This is a genomic window from Paenibacillus sp. FSL P4-0184 (genome assembly GCF_038004625.1).
Lineage (GTDB): Bacteria > Bacillota > Bacilli > Paenibacillales > Paenibacillaceae > Paenibacillus_AQ.
Genome location: NZ_JBBORN010000001.1, coordinates 4,281,819 through 4,299,501, shown reverse-complemented (window position 1 = coordinate 4,299,501; position 17,683 = coordinate 4,281,819). Strand labels below are relative to the sequence as shown.

14 protein-coding genes are annotated in these 17,683 nt (G+C 44.1%); 5 read left to right on the top strand and 9 right to left on the bottom strand.

The features are described from left to right. Positions 1-155: 155 nt before the first annotated feature. From MKY52_RS18865 to leuC, 6 genes are all read right to left on the bottom strand, one after another. On the bottom strand, positions 156-2,888 hold the full coding sequence (locus MKY52_RS18865) for an S-layer homology domain-containing protein (protein WP_341052793.1): 2,733 nt from the start codon (positions 2,886-2,888) through the stop codon (positions 156-158). 87 nt (positions 2,889-2,975) lie between these two features. Next, complete coding sequence (locus tag MKY52_RS18860; protein WP_341052791.1) at positions 2,976-3,635, bottom strand: GerMN domain-containing protein; 660 nt, start codon at positions 3,633-3,635, stop codon at positions 2,976-2,978. 114 nt (positions 3,636-3,749) lie between these two features. Beyond that, positions 3,750-5,189, bottom strand: a complete 1,440-nt coding sequence (locus tag MKY52_RS18855; protein ID WP_076284593.1) for an N-acetylmuramoyl-L-alanine amidase family protein — start codon at positions 5,187-5,189, stop codon at positions 3,750-3,752. A 147-nt stretch (positions 5,190-5,336) separates the two neighbouring features. Beyond that, positions 5,337-6,905, bottom strand: coding sequence for an N-acetylmuramoyl-L-alanine amidase family protein (locus tag MKY52_RS18850; protein WP_341052788.1), 1,569 nt, complete (start codon positions 6,903-6,905; stop codon positions 5,337-5,339). Between the two features lie 186 nt (positions 6,906-7,091). Next, a complete protein-coding gene (gene leuD / locus MKY52_RS18845; RefSeq protein ID WP_042190082.1) occupies positions 7,092-7,694 on the bottom strand; it encodes a 3-isopropylmalate dehydratase small subunit in 603 nt (200 codons plus the stop codon). 29 nt (positions 7,695-7,723) lie between these two features. Beyond that, positions 7,724-9,148, bottom strand: coding sequence for a 3-isopropylmalate dehydratase large subunit (gene leuC, locus MKY52_RS18840; protein WP_042190084.1), 1,425 nt, complete (start codon positions 9,146-9,148; stop codon positions 7,724-7,726). 257 nt (positions 9,149-9,405) lie between these two features. Here leuC and MKY52_RS18835 point away from each other — a divergent pair, with 257 nt between their 5' ends. Together MKY52_RS18835 and MKY52_RS18830 are read left to right on the top strand one after the other, a co-directional pair. Beyond that, on the top strand, positions 9,406-10,755 hold the full coding sequence (locus MKY52_RS18835; RefSeq protein ID WP_341052785.1) for an FAD-binding oxidoreductase: 1,350 nt from the start codon (positions 9,406-9,408) through the stop codon (positions 10,753-10,755). Between the two features lie 189 nt (positions 10,756-10,944). Continuing rightward, a complete protein-coding gene (locus MKY52_RS18830) occupies positions 10,945-11,856 on the top strand; it encodes a LysR family transcriptional regulator (protein ID WP_076284590.1) in 912 nt (303 codons plus the stop codon). Here the strand turns inward: MKY52_RS18830 and MKY52_RS18825 are convergent. Beyond that, complete coding sequence (locus MKY52_RS18825) at positions 11,828-12,034, bottom strand: hypothetical protein (protein WP_341052783.1); 207 nt, start codon at positions 12,032-12,034, stop codon at positions 11,828-11,830. The two genes, MKY52_RS18830 and MKY52_RS18825, sit on opposite strands and share 29 nt — an antisense overlap. Before the next feature lie 432 nt (positions 12,035-12,466). On the opposite strand from MKY52_RS18825, the gene proB reads away from it, so the two are divergent. From proB to proC, 3 genes are read left to right on the top strand one after another with little or no spacing between them, the layout of a single operon-like run. Further along, complete coding sequence (proB, locus tag MKY52_RS18820) at positions 12,467-13,570, top strand: glutamate 5-kinase (RefSeq protein ID WP_042190091.1); 1,104 nt, start codon at positions 12,467-12,469, stop codon at positions 13,568-13,570. Positions 13,571-13,605: 35 nt separating this feature from the next. Continuing rightward, entirely contained in the window at positions 13,606-14,853 is a 1,248-nt protein-coding gene (locus tag MKY52_RS18815; protein WP_341052782.1) for a glutamate-5-semialdehyde dehydrogenase, read from the top strand. Between the two features lie 50 nt (positions 14,854-14,903). Beyond that, the gene (proC, locus tag MKY52_RS18810) at positions 14,904-15,773 is read left to right on the top strand and encodes a pyrroline-5-carboxylate reductase (protein ID WP_341052780.1); all 870 of its coding nucleotides are present in this window, start codon (positions 14,904-14,906) and stop codon (positions 15,771-15,773) included. A gap of 68 nt (positions 15,774-15,841) precedes the next feature. Here the strand turns inward: proC and MKY52_RS18805 are convergent, their stop codons facing one another. Both MKY52_RS18805 and MKY52_RS18800 read right to left on the bottom strand, forming a co-directional pair. Continuing rightward, positions 15,842-16,567: a hypothetical protein gene (locus MKY52_RS18805; RefSeq protein ID WP_341052778.1), complete on the bottom strand. Its 726-nt coding sequence runs from the start codon at positions 16,565-16,567 to the stop codon at positions 15,842-15,844. Further along, positions 16,564-17,667: a hypothetical protein gene (locus MKY52_RS18800; protein ID WP_341052776.1), complete on the bottom strand. Its 1,104-nt coding sequence runs from the start codon at positions 17,665-17,667 to the stop codon at positions 16,564-16,566. Before MKY52_RS18800 ends, MKY52_RS18805 begins: the two co-directional genes overlap by 4 nt. Positions 17,668-17,683: the final 16 nt, after the last annotated feature.

Here is a 17,683-nt window from a genome sequence, read left to right as displayed (position 1 = left end):
AAGAAATATAAGCAAAGTCTGTATTATAACGTATGGTTTCATACATTTCAAGAAAATACAACTCTTAAACTTTCTTATATTTCAAAAAAAACGTCTTGACGCAGGCAAAGCTCCTGTGTCAAGACGGTGATTCACTCAGAAATCCACCATTGCTACTATTGTTTCACAATTTCAACCACGATATCATTATTGAAATACATTATAATATTATCATTTTCCTTCAAAGATTGCACGGACAATGTCGTATCTCCTTGATGAATATATACATTTGAAGCAAGAGTGAACTGATACTTATCGTTCAGATTAGCTCTCTTAGTCACCAATGAGTTCGTCGTACTGTCATAGCGAGAGAATGAACGAGTTAACTGTGGTAACACACGAATGACTGTCGCTCCATCCGTGTCTTTACGAATCTCCACTCTGTCCGCTGTTGTTAAGTTACTAAGAGCAGTTGTTGTGGCGCCATCACGTACGATTCTAACCCCACCGCTTACAGTAAAGTTTTGTGCTGCTCCAGCATACTCCTTCACAATTAAGCTATTCGTTGCAGCTCCTACTGAACTAATCTGACCCGTTGTAAGCTTAACTGCCTGAATAGCGAGCGGTGTGCTTCCATCAAAAGTCACATTCAGATAATCTCCCGATTTCAAAGCGGTTATCTTAATGCTCTCACCGGCTTCATTTGTTATTGGGAGCGCCGCAGTATTAATCTCACTGGTCCCCCCATTCCATTTAATACTTATACGGTTGGTTCCAGAATTAACGGTTGCTGCTTCAACCTGAAGAACGGTCTTTACTTTCAATACTGCAATTAGATCCTGACTAGTTGTCAGTGAGGCTGTCACATTACTACCAACAGGAACATCACTTAAGGTTGGATTAGTCTTCCCAAAAATATCAACTAATTGTGGATAAGGCATTGTTATAGTTTGCCCACTGTCCTTAAGCTTCAATACAATTGTTTTAAAAGAAGAATTAACAGCAGACAGGGTTCCTTCGTACTTTGTGACAATTTCCAAAGACAGAGCCCGTTGACCTATTGCCGTTAAATTCACTTTACGGTTCTCAACAAGTTTCGTACCGACATTACTTAAGTTAGGAAGTACGCCTTCAATCAACAATTTTGTTTTTTCATCCAACTGAACGACATGTGCCTTTTTTTCAGTATCCATAACTGTCAACAGCTGTGTTTTAGTATTATAGTCAATAACCGTCGCTCCACTATACTGCTCAATTTGACGGCTTAACACTTCAATCTTTATGACTTGATCACTGCTGTTCAGCGTAAGCTGAATTTTGTCCCCACCTACTGTATCAGCTATAAGATCATCAGCCACAGCGCTATTCATATTCGGAATAACAATCACCGGCTTCGTGCCTAACAGTTTAACTTCACGTGTTCCGTCCGTTTTTTTATACACAACTGTTGAATTGCTCAGTTCGGTAAGTACACCTTGAACTGTCCGTTCAACACCTTCTGTCACTTCTACAGTACGTATCACATTTTCCTTAATCGTATATTTAACAGCAGCACCTGTCTTTAAATCTGCTGGCTGCAGCACTGATGATTGCGAGCTGAATAATGAAGTTCCATCTTCCCATTTAAAGGTTTCCACCGTACCAGCAGCATTTTTAAACGTAATGCTTTTCCCAGTAAGATCTATACTTTGAACGGTACCTGTCGTCGTTTTGTTAACAACGCCTGAAGTCACTTGAACCTTGACCACTTTATGTGACCCACTATAAGTTTCACGTTGCAACGTAACTACACTATCTGCTACCAGCGAAGCAGATTCAATTGGAGTCCCATTCGCATCTACAAAGGTAGTCGCTTCATCGTAGTAATATTCAGTGAACCCAGTAGCTGATTTCAGCCATAGCTTATTACCAGGTGCTACCATTGCGAAGCTTCCGGAAAGGCTCTCCACTTGTTGTGTAGGGTCAGTCACTTCAACATAGGCTGCGTTATATGTCGCTCCAATTACAGTAACCTTTGTGTAAGGTTGGATATCACTTAGATTTATTCTACTTTCAGAAGCGCTTGTGTAATAAGCGGTGCTCGCTCCAAGGGTATATGTAGAAGTCTTTCCGTTGTTATAAACGGATAGTTTCCCATCTGCTAGTTGACTGATTGTTCCTGATACCGTGTTGTCATATTCAACCGTATTGTGAGCTTCCGCACGGCTGAAAAAGGTCGCCAATTGAGCACGGGTCACGGCTCCTTGTGGATCAAAGCGATTACCGTCAAGACCATTGGCTAGTTTCAGATCAACCGCAACGTTGATGTACCCTCTTTTGTTTGCAGACACTTTAGCATCATCCGCAAAGCCTGTCGGCGCACTAGCTGCTACGGCTGCATCTGCACTTTTTCCTAGTGCACGAATTAAGAGTTCAGCAATCCATTCGCGGGAGGCTTTACGCTCTCCCCAAGAAGTCTTCAGATTATCTGGAGCCATTTCAGTAGCCTTATCAAGTAGACCTTGTTGAAAGGCCAACACTACATAATCCTTGTAATAATTCGTAACCTTAAAATCATTAGGTAAGGCAACCGTTGAAGAAGTATCCACTTTATCCTGCAACTTCATAAACCGTAATGCCATAAGCACGGCTTCCTGCTGAGTTACAGAATCTCCCGGGCGGAATAAACCATTATTTCCAACCACAATCCCTTGTGATGCTAATTTATAAATATGCTTTTCAGCCCAAAAGCCTGCCTTCACATCGCTAAAAATGCCTACAGATTGTGTAGTAGTTGTTGCTGCTGTAGCGGCTGTATCTGCAAACACTGCGCTTGCGCCACTAAAAATCATGGTTCCAGCCATAACAGCCGATACTGCTTTCGTAGAATAAGCCTTTAATGGACGTTTTGACCTTTTTTGCGCGGACAATAGATTATTCCCCTCTCTATGACTCAAATAAATAGTATAGTTTAAAGTTCGTCAGTTAGATGCTTTTATCCTTTGTTGTAATAACAATTAGCTATTATCTCTAGTCATAGGATGCATTAGGTCAACATGACCCATCAAGCTTTCAACCTTTTCACCATCCACCAAAACTTCGATGCTTTTTACTTCTTCAAATTGAAAATAGGTTTTGGCAAGTGATGAAATCGCTAAGGACTCCCCACCAGCACCCAGCTGTGCTTCTTCAGGTTTATGAAGATCCATCACAATTTGACCATCAACAAACTTTAACGATTTCAGTTCAATTTTGCCCCATAATGATACAAGGTCAGTATTCTCGTTGCTTTGCAATGCTTTGAACGTCTCTGTATATTTCTGGGCATCGTCAGAGAAGCTAATGCTAGTCTTAGCAGGAATCAGATCCATAACTTGTGAATCCGTATAATATGCATCGATACTCTGGCTCTGTTTTTGCTTCTCATCTGCTACTGGCTTTGCAGTTGCCTGAGTTTCTGTGTTGCTATTATCTGCTGTCGGTTGCGGAGTGCTAGTCACTTCATTTCCTGGTTCATCGCTTGGAGCCGGTGTACTTTCCCCCGCACCACTTACAACATTTGAAGTATCTTGCTCCACACCATTTGCTGGAGCCGCAGTAGGCTTGTCTCCACAGCCAGCAATCACTAGCAGAAGCAGTGTAGCGATCCCAATTGTACTCCATTTTTGTTTCATCATTAATAAACGCCTCCTCTAGATGAATACGGGCAGACAGGTACCGCAAAACCACTTCTTGCCTTTTAAAATAAAAGCAGAAAGCTGACTTTGCGGCGCTCGTCTGCCACTGGTCTGTTATTTTATACCCAAATATTCCTTAATCCCACTCACTATTGAAGCCGCAACTTTGTTTTGAAGTGCATCTGTAAAGAGCAATGCTTCATCTTTTTTGTTGCTAAGGTATCCCACTTCAAGTAATACTGCAGGCATTTTCGTTTCACGGATAACATGGAAATTCCCATAACGTACACCGCGATCGCTAAGCCCTGTAGCTTGAACAAGGTATTTATGCATCACGTTCGCCAATGCTTTACTGGCTTCCCGTTGATAATACGTTTCTGTTCCACTAGCTGATGAGGAACCTGAGCTATTGGCGTGTACAGATATGAAGATATCAGCTTTTAAATTATTCGCCATAGCTGCTCTTTCTTTAAGCTCCAAGAAAGTATCATTACTTCGTGTTAACACGACGTCAATATTACTTTCTTTTTTCAGCAATTCAGCTGTCTTAAGTACGATGGCCAAATTAAAATTCTTCTCGTATTTACCTGTAACACCCACTGCTCCAGAATCTTTAGCCCCATGCCCTGCATCTAATACTACTAGCTTTCTGCCATTATTTCCTGGTTGTGTAGTAGTATCATCAGTGCTTTCCGCATTTAGATCGATTACAACCAGCTTAGAATCGTCTCCAGTTACGCTAACGTTGTAATTCTTAGCATAGTTCAAATCGATTACAAAACGTACTGTATAAGGATTCGTGCTATAAAGGGAGTAACGTACTCCTGATACATCGGGATAATCTTTCACTTCCAAGCTACCGTTTAGGTCAGGATCAAGGATCTGTCCTGTGCCAAATAGGTCTGAGAAGGTGGCATTAGGTAAATCAACAACTAACCGATCCGGCCCAGTCATCACTGTCACTTTCGGTACTGAATTACCCTCCATGGCAATGCTCAAACGATTTTCACTAAAGCTCACACCATTTACCATCGTTAAATTCTTAGAAGGATCTACCGGAGGTACAACCTCAGATCCACCATTTTCAGTATTTCCACCTGAACTACCGTTATCATTTGAGGATCCTGGGGTAATAAGATACACACTCTTCTTCACGTTGTCCCACGAGACATTTAGTCCAAACTGTTCACTAATGAACCGAATCGGTACAAGTGTCGTATTACTACGAAGGATAGGTGCTGTGGTAAGTGTTACTGTCTTATCATCAACTGAGGCTATCTTTTGATTCACAACCAGTTTGATGACCTTTCCTTGCTGTTCAATCGTTACCGTCTTGCTCTTCTGATCCCAACCCACGTTATATCCAAGGCTTTCAGAGATCAACCTTAACGGCACCATGATTGTATCATTCACATTCTCAACCGGGACATTTTGCCCTGCGGTCAGCTCCTTGCCGTCCAGAAAAATCTTGCTATTCCCGGCAGCAGCATGTCCGTTCTCAGGCAAAACAAATACTAAGAGCAACAAAAACAACATCAAACTGAATTTCTTCATTCTTCACCTCTAAATCTAGTATTCGCCTGTGAATGGCGATCGTGATGGCCTGTCTACGTCAACCTCAGACCTCTATTAGACGCTAATAATCTATAAAGGTTGCGAATATATTCCATAAAAATTGAGAAATCTCACCAACATTAAGCATTAAAGTCCTAGATATTCCTTAATACCGGCTACAATTTCTCTCGCTAATTTGTCTTGAAGCTGCTCACTATACATCCCTGATTCATTTCCTGAATTAGTAAGATACCCCACTTCTAGAAGTACTGCCGGCATACTGGTTTCTCTTGTAACATGCAGGCTTTTCGTTCTTACTCCGTTGTCCTTGAATCCAGTACCTGCTATCAGATGTTTGTGCATGACCTGAGCAAGCGGCAGACTCCCACTACGCGAATAGTACGTTTCACTGCCATTTATTTTATCTCTATTCGGATAACCCAGCTCTAGTGAATTCCCATGCACTGAAATAAATAGATTAGCCTTTGCTGCTTCTGCGATATTTACTCGATCCTGAAGACCCAACGTAATGTCTTCAGTCCTAGTAAATACGACGTCAACCAAAGCTTCCTGCATAAGTAGTGTTTGTACTTTACGGATAACTGCTAGATTGAAGTCTTTTTCCAGCTTACCCGTGAGACTGACTGCTCCTGATTGTGTCCCTCCATGACCCGCGTCGAGAACTACAACTGGCTTTCCAGTCATTCCACTACCACCTGAGGTGTTCCCTTCACTGCCTGTAACATTCAAATCCAGTGTCACCAGTCCAGTACTTTCATCCGTACTTAATTGATAAGGCTGGCTCCCGACCGTTTGAATCACGAACCTAACAGTAGAAGGACTTACACTGAACAACGCATACCGGATCTCAGAAACTAGAGGGTAACCAGTAACATCCAGCTTCCCTTGCGGACTTCCGTTTGTGGTAATACTCGGTAGACCTCCTACGAAATCAGGAGCAAAAGCTGCACCGGGAAAATCTACGACGATTCGATCTGGACTGCTCATTTTTGTGATGCTAGGTTTAGGAGCCCCAGAAACAGCGATGATTAATCGATTCTCAGTGAAGGCTGCCCCATTTACAAGCGGACCTGCTGCATTCACACCAGTGCTTCCTGGTACTGAGGATGATTGTGGTGTCGGTGAGGGCAAAACACTTCCAGCGCTTGTGCCATTATCCACGCCGGGTGTAGTCATCTGAGTTGGAGAAGGAGTACTTGTTGCTGTTGGACTAGTAACGGTTCCCTCAGGTGTAGCCACCGAAGCTTGTCCACCCGTCAAATAGACCGTTTTATCGCTATTATCCCAGCCAACCTTTAGACCGAACTGTTCACTTACGAAGCGAATCGGAACGAGAACTGTACCACCACTTTGCTTGGGTGCTGCATTTAAATCAAACGTTACTCCATCCGCATCAGCTGTTTTTTTTCCTACAGCCAGCTCAATGCTTTTTCCATCTTGGTGAACCGTTACTTTGCGGGCCTGCTGCTCCCACAATACCTCAAATCCAAGATTCTCCACTACCACTCTGACAGGAATCATAACGCTACCATTGACGTTCTCAAGTTTAATTCCTTTTGGTAAAGCAAGCTCTTGATTGTCCATAATAATTCTGCCTGAGCTGCTACCAGCTGCGGCAGCTTCACGTCCAGTGAATGATAGTAATAATAATGGCAGCAACAATAGTAGCAACGTTCGATAGCCAACTCTTCTCATTTTCCCGCTCCTTCTGCAAGTAATAGATCTAGATAAGTATTAAGACGACAGAAATCACCAAATGTTTCCTTTATCACCAATCAATATTTCGATTATAGCAAAAAAACTTCTATTTCCGACACCCGGAAATAGAAGTTTTGCGTAATTTTTGTAAAAGTTAAGAATGAAACCAGTTATATCCTATTATTAAGAGAATAACTTAGCCGCATGACGCTCTTCATACGCAGCAATTTCATCTGCATGCTGAAGGGTTAATCCGATATCATCCAGACCTTGCAGCAAGAACTGACGACGGTGCTCATCCAGATCAAAGCTGATGCTCAGTCCAAATTCATCGTGAAGTGTATTGCTCTCAAGATCCACGGTCAATTGGTAGCCATCATGCTCGGCTGTCCGATTAAACAGCTCATCCACTTGCTCTTCCGAAAGCTTGATCGGCAAAATGCCATTCTTAAAGCAGTTGTTGTAGAAGATATCTGCATAAGAAGGTGCAATGACAACTCTGAACCCATAATCCATAATCGCCCAAGGTGCATGTTCCCGTGAGGAACCACAGCCAAAGTTAGCACGTGAGATCAAGACAGAAGCACCTTTATAGCGTGGCTTATTCATTTCAAAGGCAGCGTTATCGTTACCAGCTTCATCAAAACGCCATTCGTAGAACAAAAATTGTCCAAATCCTGTCCGTTCAATCCGTTTCAAGAACTGCTTTGGGATAATTGCATCCGTATCTACATTCACCCGATCTACTGGTGCAACAATTCCTGTTAATTTTTTAAAAGCATCCATAGTTTTATCCTCCCGTGTTCTCTCTAGTTCTATGAGCTGACAGCTTCCGTCTTATAGTTCCAATCACGTACATCAGTGAAACGGCCTTTTATCGCAGCTGCAGCAGCCATTGCTGGGGATACCAGATGCGTGCGTCCACCGCGACCTTGACGTCCTTCAAAGTTACGGTTCGAGGTAGATGCACAGCGTTGCCCAGGTTGCAGTACATCAGGGTTCATCGCAAGGCACATGCTGCATCCCGCTTCGCGCCATTCAAAGCCCGCGTCAGTAAAGACTTTATCAAGCCCTTCCTTCTCAGCCTGCATTTTAACACGACCAGATCCAGGAACAACAATGGCAGTAACCTTGTCAGAGACTTTATGGCCTTTTGCTACCACGGCTGCCGCTCTCAAATCTTCGATCCGTCCGTTAGTACAAGAACCGATAAATACATAATCAATTGGAATTTCAGAAATAGGAGTTCCAGGAGTCAAGTCCATATATTCAAGCGCTTTTTCAGCAGCTTTGCGTTCATTTTCAGTGGTAAAGTCAGCCGGATTTGGCACGCTAGAGTTGATATCTGTACCCATGCCCGGGCTAGTACCCCAAGTCACTTGTGGAATCAATGTCTCCACATCGAATTCAACCACCGTATCATACTGAGCACCTTCGTCACTAACAAGACTCTTCCATCCTTCAACAGCAGCGTCATATGCTTCGCCTTGCGGCACATATTGACGTCCACGCAGATAGTTAAAAGTAGTTTCGTCAGGAGCGATCAAACCTGCTCTTGCTCCGCCTTCGATCGACATGTTGCAGACGGTCATACGTTCTTCCATCGACAGCTCACGAATAGCTTCACCTGTGTATTCAATTACATAACCTGTTGCAAAATCAGTACCATACTTAGCAATAACACCAAGGATCATATCCTTTGCTGTTACACCAGGATTGCGTTTACCTGTGAAACGAACTTCCATAGTCTTAGCTTTGGATTGCTGCAAACATTGGGTAGCCATTACATGTTCAACTTCACTAGTACCGATACCAAAAGCCAGCGCACCAAATGCTCCATGTGTGGAGGTATGGCTGTCACCGCAAACGATAGTTTTACCAGGGTGCGTCAAGCCGATCTCAGGTCCCATTACGTGTACAACGCCTTGATCGATATCATTCAGGTCGAACAATCTAACACCAAAATCAGCACAGTTTTTAGAAAGTGTATCAATTTGCTGCTTGGAAATTGGATCTTTAATATTAAAACGATCCTTGGTAGGAACGTTGTGATCCATTGTAGCGAAAGTCAGCTCAGGACGGCGAACCTTGCGGTTACTGAGGCGAAGTCCTTCGAAAGCTTGTGGAGAAGTTACTTCATGAACCAAATGCAGATCGATATAAATAATGCTAGGTTTACCTTCCTCTTGATGAATAACATGATTATCCCAAATCTTTTCAAACATTGTCTTGTTGCTCATAATTTCACCTCATTAATAGAATCGTTCATTGGAAGAGAGCGTGGAGTCTCTCTTGAATGATCTAAATATAACATCACCATCTTTATAATTCCAAGATATGATATCTATAGAAGTGATAGGTTTAACCTATAAATTGAAGATGATTTTTTTGCTGAGACCCTAGTCAGCCCACTCCTTAGACGAATGCCCTTCATACTATATCGGGTCCTGGTTGTTGAAATGCAGTGCATTTGTTAGCGCAGAAGGAGTTGGAACAATTGAAGTCAGGAACGAGACTTACCGGGCGAGTTATTTTCAAAGGTGATCAAGGGTATGAAACGGCACGTAAGAATTGGGATCCGCATACTGACAAATTCCCGAAAGTGTTCGTTTTCGCACAAAAAACACAAGATGTTGCGAACGCCATAAAATGGGCTAACGAGAATAAAGTCCCCATCCGTGCAAGAAGCGGTAGACATTCTCTGGAGGTTAATCTTTCACAGGTCACCGGAGGTATTGTCATCGATGTAAGTGAAATGAAGAAAATCAAACTAAATAAAAAATTAGGAACTGTTGTTGTGGGTACCGGAAATACAGTGGGGAGAATTGCACACACGCTAGCTGGGCAAGGATATATGGCTCCATTCGGCGATAGCCCTACGGTTGGAATCGGAGGCATCACCCTAGGCGGGGGTATCGGGCCGCTCCAGCGAACCGTGGGCCTTGTTAGTGATAATCTAATCGAACTCGAAATGGTTGATGCCAAAGGGAAAATTATTCGTGCCAATAAGAATAATAACTCTGATCTCCTCTGGGCTTCCCGCGGAGGTGGCGGGGGGAATTTCGGAGTTTACACCAGTTACAAATTCAAAGTACGTCCTGCTCCAGCTTCGGCTACCGTTTTTCGTATCACCTGGCCTTGGGATCAGTTCGAGAAGGTATTCAAAGCTTGGCAACTCTGGGCTCCTTGCGTTAATACCAAACTGGGAAGTGAATTATCCATTGGTCCGAAAAAAGGCGGTAATGTCACTATGACGGGGCTGTTCCTCGGATCAAAGGCAGAGGCTTCCCGCCTCTTAAAGCCCGTTACGAGCGTTGGAACGCCTACGAATCAAATCATCCGCTCTTTGCCCTATACAAAAGTAGTGAGTTTTATGTTAGCGCCTGATCCAGTGCTAACTCAAAGAGTCAGCAACCAGTTCTCCAGCGGTTTCGTAAGAAAACCCTTCCCGGACAAGGCAATTAAGTCCATGCGTGAATTCTTAGAGAAAGTGGAGGGAGAATTCGCAGGTTTCTTTTTCCTCAACTGGGGTGGAGCTGTGAGCCGAAAGTCTCCCAAATCTACAGCCTTTTACTGGCGTAAAGCGAAATTCTATGTTGAGTGGAATAGCTCATGGATCAAAAAATCGGAAGCTGCCAGAAATATATTCGTAGTACGAAATACACGTCGGAAGCTGCAGCCATTTATCGTGGGGAGCTACATCAACGTTCCAGACCAGGGAATTAAAAATTCCGGACCAGTATATTATGGAGCGAACTATCCTAGATTACGGAGAGTCAAAGCTAAATATGACCCGGGAAATATATTTAACAACCCTCAAAGCATCTCTCCAGCCCGCAAAGTATAGTAAGACGTAATAGCGTAGCATCGAAATTAGACCGGCAAACATAAAGGACTCCAGCGAATACTGGTAAACCACACCTTCCTATTTGCCGGTCAGTGCGTTCGCGCACGAACTTACATGCGAACCTATATAAAACTTCAGTTTCATAGGTTATACTTATAAGTAAAAACAATCTCCCAAAGGAGTTTATACATGGAACTGAGACAACTACAATATGTACTGCAAATCGCAGCCGAAAAAAACTTCTCCCGTGCAGCGGACAAGCTGCACATTGCCCAACCATCACTCAGCCAGCAGCTTTCCAAGCTGGAAAAAGAGCTCGGTGTAATGCTGTTCCAGCGAAATACCAGCTCTGTTGAACTGACCTATGCTGGATCTAAATTCGTAGAGCAAGCCCAAATCATCATTGATGGCGTAGAACTGCTGCGACAAGAAATGTCTGATATTTCTGAACTACGTACCGGGCGCGTCGTTGTAGGCAGTATGCCGATCACTGGTGCACATTTACTACCGCATGTGCTTCCGGTTTTTAAACAAAATTACCCGGAAGTAGAAATCACTCTGCTCGAAGACTCCTCCATGAACCTAGAGAAGCTCACTGCGAGTGGTCAGACTGATTTAAGCCTGCTCTCATTGCCGCTCGAAATTCCGGCTCTTGCTTACGAAGAACTGGGTGAGGAAAGGATCGATCTTGCAGTCCCACCCGAACACCCGCTAGCTAAACGTAGCTTAGATGGAACTAAGACCTCTTTGGAAGAACTAAAGGACGAGCCATTTATCGTACTTAAAGAAGGCCAAGGCTTCCGTAAAATGACTATGGATCTGTGCCGAAACGCTGGCTTCGAACCAAAAATTGTTTTTGAGAGCAATAACATGGAAACAGTTCAGTCACTGGTCGCCACTGGAATGGGTGTAACTCTTGTGCCTCATTTTATTGCCCGTGCACCGCGGAGTGAATTCGTCCCTGTCTACTTACCGCTCACTGATCCTGCCCCTAGCCGAACTCTTGTCGTAGCCTATCGACGCGGACGTTATTTATCTAAAGCTGCTAAGGCTTTTGTAGAAACATTTAAATCTACGGTATCTGAATTAACCGAAGAATAGACCCTTGGAAGGCTGCTCTGATCATCTGACACCGAGCCGCACTTTCATTAACTGGCCCATGATCGTTAGGTGTCCCTGTATGATCTTTCACAAATTCACCAGTTACACTATTCTGAAACTCTGCTTTTTCGTTTAGATCTTGATTCTGCGCCTGCTCAGGATTGTTGTCTTTAGTCAATTTAATCCACCTCTTGGTAACAGATTATAAGTATTCCCCCCCTTACTTAGAGGTTAAACAGAATAATCAAAGCTTTCTAATGCGAGAAATAGTTCCTTCGTTTTTCCTTTGCAAAGCAACCATCTCCATGGTATTCTATTGAAAATAAGTGAAACGTGCAGACGGGACCAGTAAGAATGAGTCTAACCGCGCCTAGAGAGTAAATTCCGACAGGCTGAAAGAATTTACCGCGGTTTTCGTTCCGAATCCTACCCCCGAGCGGCCTGTGCTAAGCAGGACGGATCCTCCCGTTACGAGAATGAAGTCGGATGATCCCTCATCAATGAAGGTGGTACCGCGGAAGTTTACAAGCTTTCGTCCTTTGCTAAGTCTAAGGATGGGGGCTTTTTGTCGTTTTCAGCATCTATAAAAATACTGAGGAAGTGAACAGATATGACGACACGAATCGTAGTCAAAATAGGCAGCAGCTCACTGACTGGAACAGAAGGCGGATTGAATCGCGAAGCCGTGTCCTTCTTCGCTTCAGAGATTGCCGAATTGAAGAGAAACGGCTGCGAGGTGTTATTAGTAACCTCCGGTGCTGTAGCCGCAGGCTTTCGCAGTATCGGTTATCCTACACGTCCGAAGCTGCTGCATGAGAAGCAAGCAGCTGCAGCTGTAGGCCAAGTACTGCTCATGCAGGCATATCAGGAAGCCTTTGCTGAGCATGGAATAACCACAGCACAGATCCTACTAACCCGTACCGACTTTTGTAGTCGCAGAGCTATGAACAACGCAATGATGACGGTAGAAGAGCTGCTTCGCCTAGGAGCGGTACCCGTATTTAACGAGAATGACACCGTCTCCGTTGATGAGTTAAAATTCGGTGATAACGATACTTTGTCCGCGCTGGTAGCTAACCTGCTGAAAGCAACCAGATTGCTAGTCTTAACTGACATGGATGGCTTATATAGTGGAGATCCTCGGAAACATCCCGACGCTGTTCGCTATCAGTTCGTTGATGATATTACGCCGGAGATTTATGCTATTGCTGGTGGAGCTGGCTCTAGTGTGGGGACAGGTGGCATGCGTTCAAAAATCGATGCTGCCAAGATCGCTACACGAGGCGGTGTGCCCGTCTTTGTTGGGAGAGCTACCGAACCAGGGGATTTACAACTCGCAGCGACAGGCTCGGGCCGAGGTACTTATTTTGCAACCAAGTTATCTTCTTTACCTGTTAAAAAGCAATGGCTTGGCTTCATGTCCACCCCACTCGGCTCCCTGTACGTTGACGAAGGCGCCGTTGAAGCGCTGCTTCATGGCGGTCATAGTCTGCTGCCTGTCGGCGTCAAGCAGATCGAAGGTAACTTTCACGCTGGGGATGTTGTAGAAGTCCTTGGACCAGACTCCAAATTGCTGGGACGCGGGATTGTGAATTACGATGACACTCAGCTGCGCAGTATTCAAGGTTTACCCAGCCGTCAGATTGTACCGAAGCTGGGAGAAGTACACCGGCTGGAGGTCATTCACCGTGACGAATGGATTACATTGAGGTAAAAATTTTGCCCATACAAAATTAAGGAGGAATCGTCATGAGTGAAGTTGTCAATAAAGTAAAATTAGCCAAGGAAACCACCGGAGTATTAGCGAGTCTAACTACCGGCCAAAAAAATGAAGCACTCTTAGTTATGGCTGATGCGCTGCGTCGTGAAGCTCCAGCTATCATTGCTGCCAACCGGGAAGATCTGGAACGCGGACGCTTAAGTGGTACTCCCGAGTCCATGCTTGATCGACTAGCGTTAGATGTTGGCCGAATTAACAGTATCGCAGAAGGACTTCAACAAATCGCTGTATTACCTGATCCAATTGGTGACACGCTAGAAACTATTGAACGTCCAAATGGTCTCAACATCCAGAAACTCCGTGTTCCACTCGGTGTCATCGGCATCATCTATGAAGCACGTCCAAACGTAACTGTTGATGCCGCTGGTCTGTGTCTAAAGACTGGTAACGCTGTTGTGTTGCGTGGTGGCTCCTCCGCCCTGTCCTCCAACCGACAAATTGTCGAGGTTCTTCACAACGCTCTAGCAAATACTTCAATGCCGAAAAATGCGCTACAGTTGATCGAAGATCCCAACCGTTCCTCCGTTGATGAAATGCTTAAGCTCAACGGACTACTTGACGTGATTATCCCTCGCGGAGGTAGTTCACTTATTCAAAATGTTGTGCTTAACGCAACCGTGCCCGTCATTGAAACAGGTGCAGGCATCTGCCATACTTATCTCGACGCAAGCGCTTTGCCAGAAATGGCTCAGAACATTAGTCTGAATGCTAAAGCACAGCGCCCTTCGGTTTGCAATTCCATGGAGACGCTACTCGTTCATCGGGATTACGCAAACGAATATCTGCTTACTTTGGCCGAAGCTTTCCGTGATGTTAACGTTGAATTACGTGGCTGCCAGGAAACATTAACCTTTGTCCCATGGGCATTACCTGCAACATTAGAGGACTATGCCACAGAATATAATGATTATATCTTGAATATCAAAATCGTCAGCGATTTAGACGAAGCTATGAAGCATATCGCCCAGTATGGCACGAAGCACTCGGAATGTATCGTAACAGAAGATCCGGATAACGCTTCACGCTTCTTACAGGAGGTTGATGCTGCAGCTGTTTATCACAATGCTTCAACCCGCTTCACAGATGGCTTTGAATTTGGATTTGGTGCAGAGATCGGCATTAGTACACAGAAACTCCATGCCCGTGGACCGATGGGTCTGCCTGCCCTTACTTCAACCAAATATAAGATTTACGGAACAGGTCAAATTCGGGGTTAGTGTCTATGCATCCGTTTTTAATTACACCACTTTTAGGAGGATTTTGAGCCATGTGTCAGCAACCTTCCATTCCACTTATGAATCATAATATTGTATTTTATGGCGCAGGCTCTATGGCAGAAGCCATCGTTCGCGGGATGATTAGCCGTAGCATCGTAAAATCCGATAATGTTATTATGCTTAACCGTAGCAGTAGTGAACGTCTGTCAGAACTAAGAAGCCGTTACGGCGTAATAGGTACAAATGATCCTGAACAAAAAACAGATTATCTAAGGAATTCACCAGTAATCGTGTTGGCTATGAAACCAAAAGACGCTGCAGAAGCACTTCGGGGACTCAGCCCACTTCTCTCACCTGATCAGATCATAATCTCTGTAATTGCTGGGCTGTCCATTCGAACGATGCAAGGTCTGCTTGGCAAAGAGCAACCCATCGTCCGTACTATGCCGAATACTTCTAGTTCCATAGGTCTTGGTGCCACTGGCATAGCCTTTTCCAAAGAAGTAGATGAGAAAGGACGACGCCTTGCACTCAACATCTTTGAAGCTGTCGGACTAACAACAGTCATTGATGAAGAACGCATGGAGACCTTAACAGGTATTTCCGGCAGTGGACCTGCCTACATTTATTACATGATGGAGGCAATGATCGCTGCTGGTATACGGGGCGGACTGCCGCTTGATCAAAGCACGGAGTTAACCGTTCAAACGGTTCTTGGCGCTGCTAGAATGGTACAACAGACGGGCGAGGATCCAGCTGCACTTCGTAAAAAGGTCACATCCCCGAATGGCTCTACACAAGCAGCGATAGAAGTACTCGAGCAGGGAGAATTTTTTGAAACTGTCATCGCGGCAGTAAATCGCTGTGCCGAACGTTCCCGTGAAATGGGCGCTGCGCTTGAGAAAGAGCTGCATTCGTAAAATAAAAAGATCGCTTCCCATACCACATTGGTCAGGAAGCGATCTTTTTTTTCAATTTAAGGCCATGATTAGCCCGTTACAACATTTCCATAAGTATCTCGAACAATCACTTTAACATTAGCCGGAGCCCCAACAGTCACGTCCAGTGTGTTCCGAGAATTATCGAATAGCAGATTTCTAGGAGTTTCCCCTAAAATGATGTATAGCGTATTCCCAACATGCTTAGTTTGAAGCAGCTGTTGCTCTTGTGCTTCTTGTAGCTTTCCTTTATTTGAAGAATAACTCCCGAATACATTCAGCTCGTTTCCACCCGTTTGATCTACTTTAATCCCATAAGGCTCTGCAGCTTGGATAATGATGGTACTAACGCCCTCTGGAACGGCTCCCTTCCAATCTGGCAATGCGTAACTTTCTTGCACTGCTGAAACGGTACGGCGAAATTCCTGTGTTAATCCTAAAGAACTAAATGCTGCAAAAACCAGACAACATACAGCTATAAACCCAACAAACAGAACGCTTAGCACGTCATAATACATTATTCCTTTTCCACGAAACCATAAAGTGTATATTACAATTTCTAAGCCTAATAATATAAAAATGATCGGCCACCAAGCTAACGTCGTCTCGAACACCTCCGCGCCCCTCCACTGCGAGACCATAATTAGAGCTCCCAGAAATAAAAGGCTCAATCCCATCGACAACGTTCCCACACGCCAGCGTCTTGTTTTATCTTCAGCAACCGGACGCTCACTTGAAACAATAACTCCTTGCTGTAATTCTGTCGGATTATTCAAGAATGACCACCTGTCCCTTTTCTCCCTTTATTGTTCTTGCTTCCCGTCATCAGCTTCAAACCACCGCCAATCAATAACACAGATACGATAATGGTCCTGAAATATTCATTGACTCTATACTCCAAACGCCATTCAGGAAATCTGATATCAAGTGCAGGAACTGCGACATTAACTACAATGTAATACAGTCCTAGACACATCAGAGCAGCTCCAAGCCATCCTTGATGATTTAAAAATCCTTCTATGACTGGCTTATCCTGTAAAGGTTCACGTCCATGTCGGCTGACAAGCTGTAAGCCATCGAACAAACTGTAAAACCAAATGACTGGAATGAGGAAGAATAGCAGCGTTAAACGCAGTAGGTCCATGACATAAATACTCCCTAGAAATAGCAGCATGAGCTGTAATCCTCTTTTTTGCAGCCCTAGATACATTTGTCCGGCACCCGGAAAAGCAGAAAGCAGTGTAGCCAAAACTTTGCTACGGCGCCCCTCCTCACGACCAGCCTCCATCTCTTCGAATAAAGTACGATCTACCATTTCTTCTCCAGCTTGCTTACGATGGATTAACTGAACTGCATCAAACATACAATATAACCAAATCACTGGTAATACGCCAAACAGGAGAAGGAAAACATCACTTGACGTAATCCCTGCCAGGAATAACATCACGGTCATGAAACCGAAGAAAGAAATGAGGAAAGACAATCCTCGCTGCATCAACCCCATATGAAAATGACCCAATCCTGGAATGAACGATAATAAAATTACATGTACACGCTCATTATCGTCTGTCTTAACGGGCATTGAAGAAAAATCAAAATTCGATCCATCTGGAGTCATTATCGGAGCAGGCATCTGCAGCATTTTAACCACCAGATGCACCATCGAAACCGTCCCAATAAGTAGGAACCCTATCACACCCATTAATAGAATATCCTCGGCACCTTCAGCCACGGCTATTAAGAATGACATAAATAAGATGCCAAAGCTTAACAGAAGATAAACAATTCCCTGTGGGCGTTTTCCCATATAATAATGACCTGCTCCAGGAATCAAATTAAGAAAAAAAGCTTTTAATTTACTACGCTGCTGTTGCATATTTCATTTCTCCTCT

Bases quoted from the DNA above. Each gene is read 5' to 3' on its own strand.
- MKY52_RS18855 (WP_076284593.1), bottom strand. From the start codon at position 5,189: ATGAAGAAATTCAGTTTGATGTTGTTTTTGTTGCTCTTAGTATTTGTT.
- proB (WP_042190091.1), top strand. From the start codon at position 12,467: ATGACGACACGAATCGTAGTCAAAATAGGCAGCAGCTCACTGACTGGA.
- leuD (WP_042190082.1), bottom strand. From the start codon at position 7,694: ATGGATGCTTTTAAAAAATTAACAGGAATTGTTGCACCAGTAGATCGG.
- leuC (WP_042190084.1), bottom strand. From the start codon at position 9,148: ATGAGCAACAAGACAATGTTTGAAAAGATTTGGGATAATCATGTTATT.
- proC (WP_341052780.1), top strand. From the start codon at position 14,904: ATGTGTCAGCAACCTTCCATTCCACTTATGAATCATAATATTGTATTT.
- MKY52_RS18815 (WP_341052782.1), top strand. From the start codon at position 13,606: ATGAGTGAAGTTGTCAATAAAGTAAAATTAGCCAAGGAAACCACCGGA.
- MKY52_RS18860 (WP_341052791.1), bottom strand. From the start codon at position 3,635: ATGATGAAACAAAAATGGAGTACAATTGGGATCGCTACACTGCTTCTG.
- MKY52_RS18800 (WP_341052776.1), bottom strand. From the start codon at position 17,667: ATGCAACAGCAGCGTAGTAAATTAAAAGCTTTTTTTCTTAATTTGATT.
- MKY52_RS18830 (WP_076284590.1), top strand. From the start codon at position 10,945: ATGGAACTGAGACAACTACAATATGTACTGCAAATCGCAGCCGAAAAA.
- MKY52_RS18850 (WP_341052788.1), bottom strand. From the start codon at position 6,905: ATGAGAAGAGTTGGCTATCGAACGTTGCTACTATTGTTGCTGCCATTA.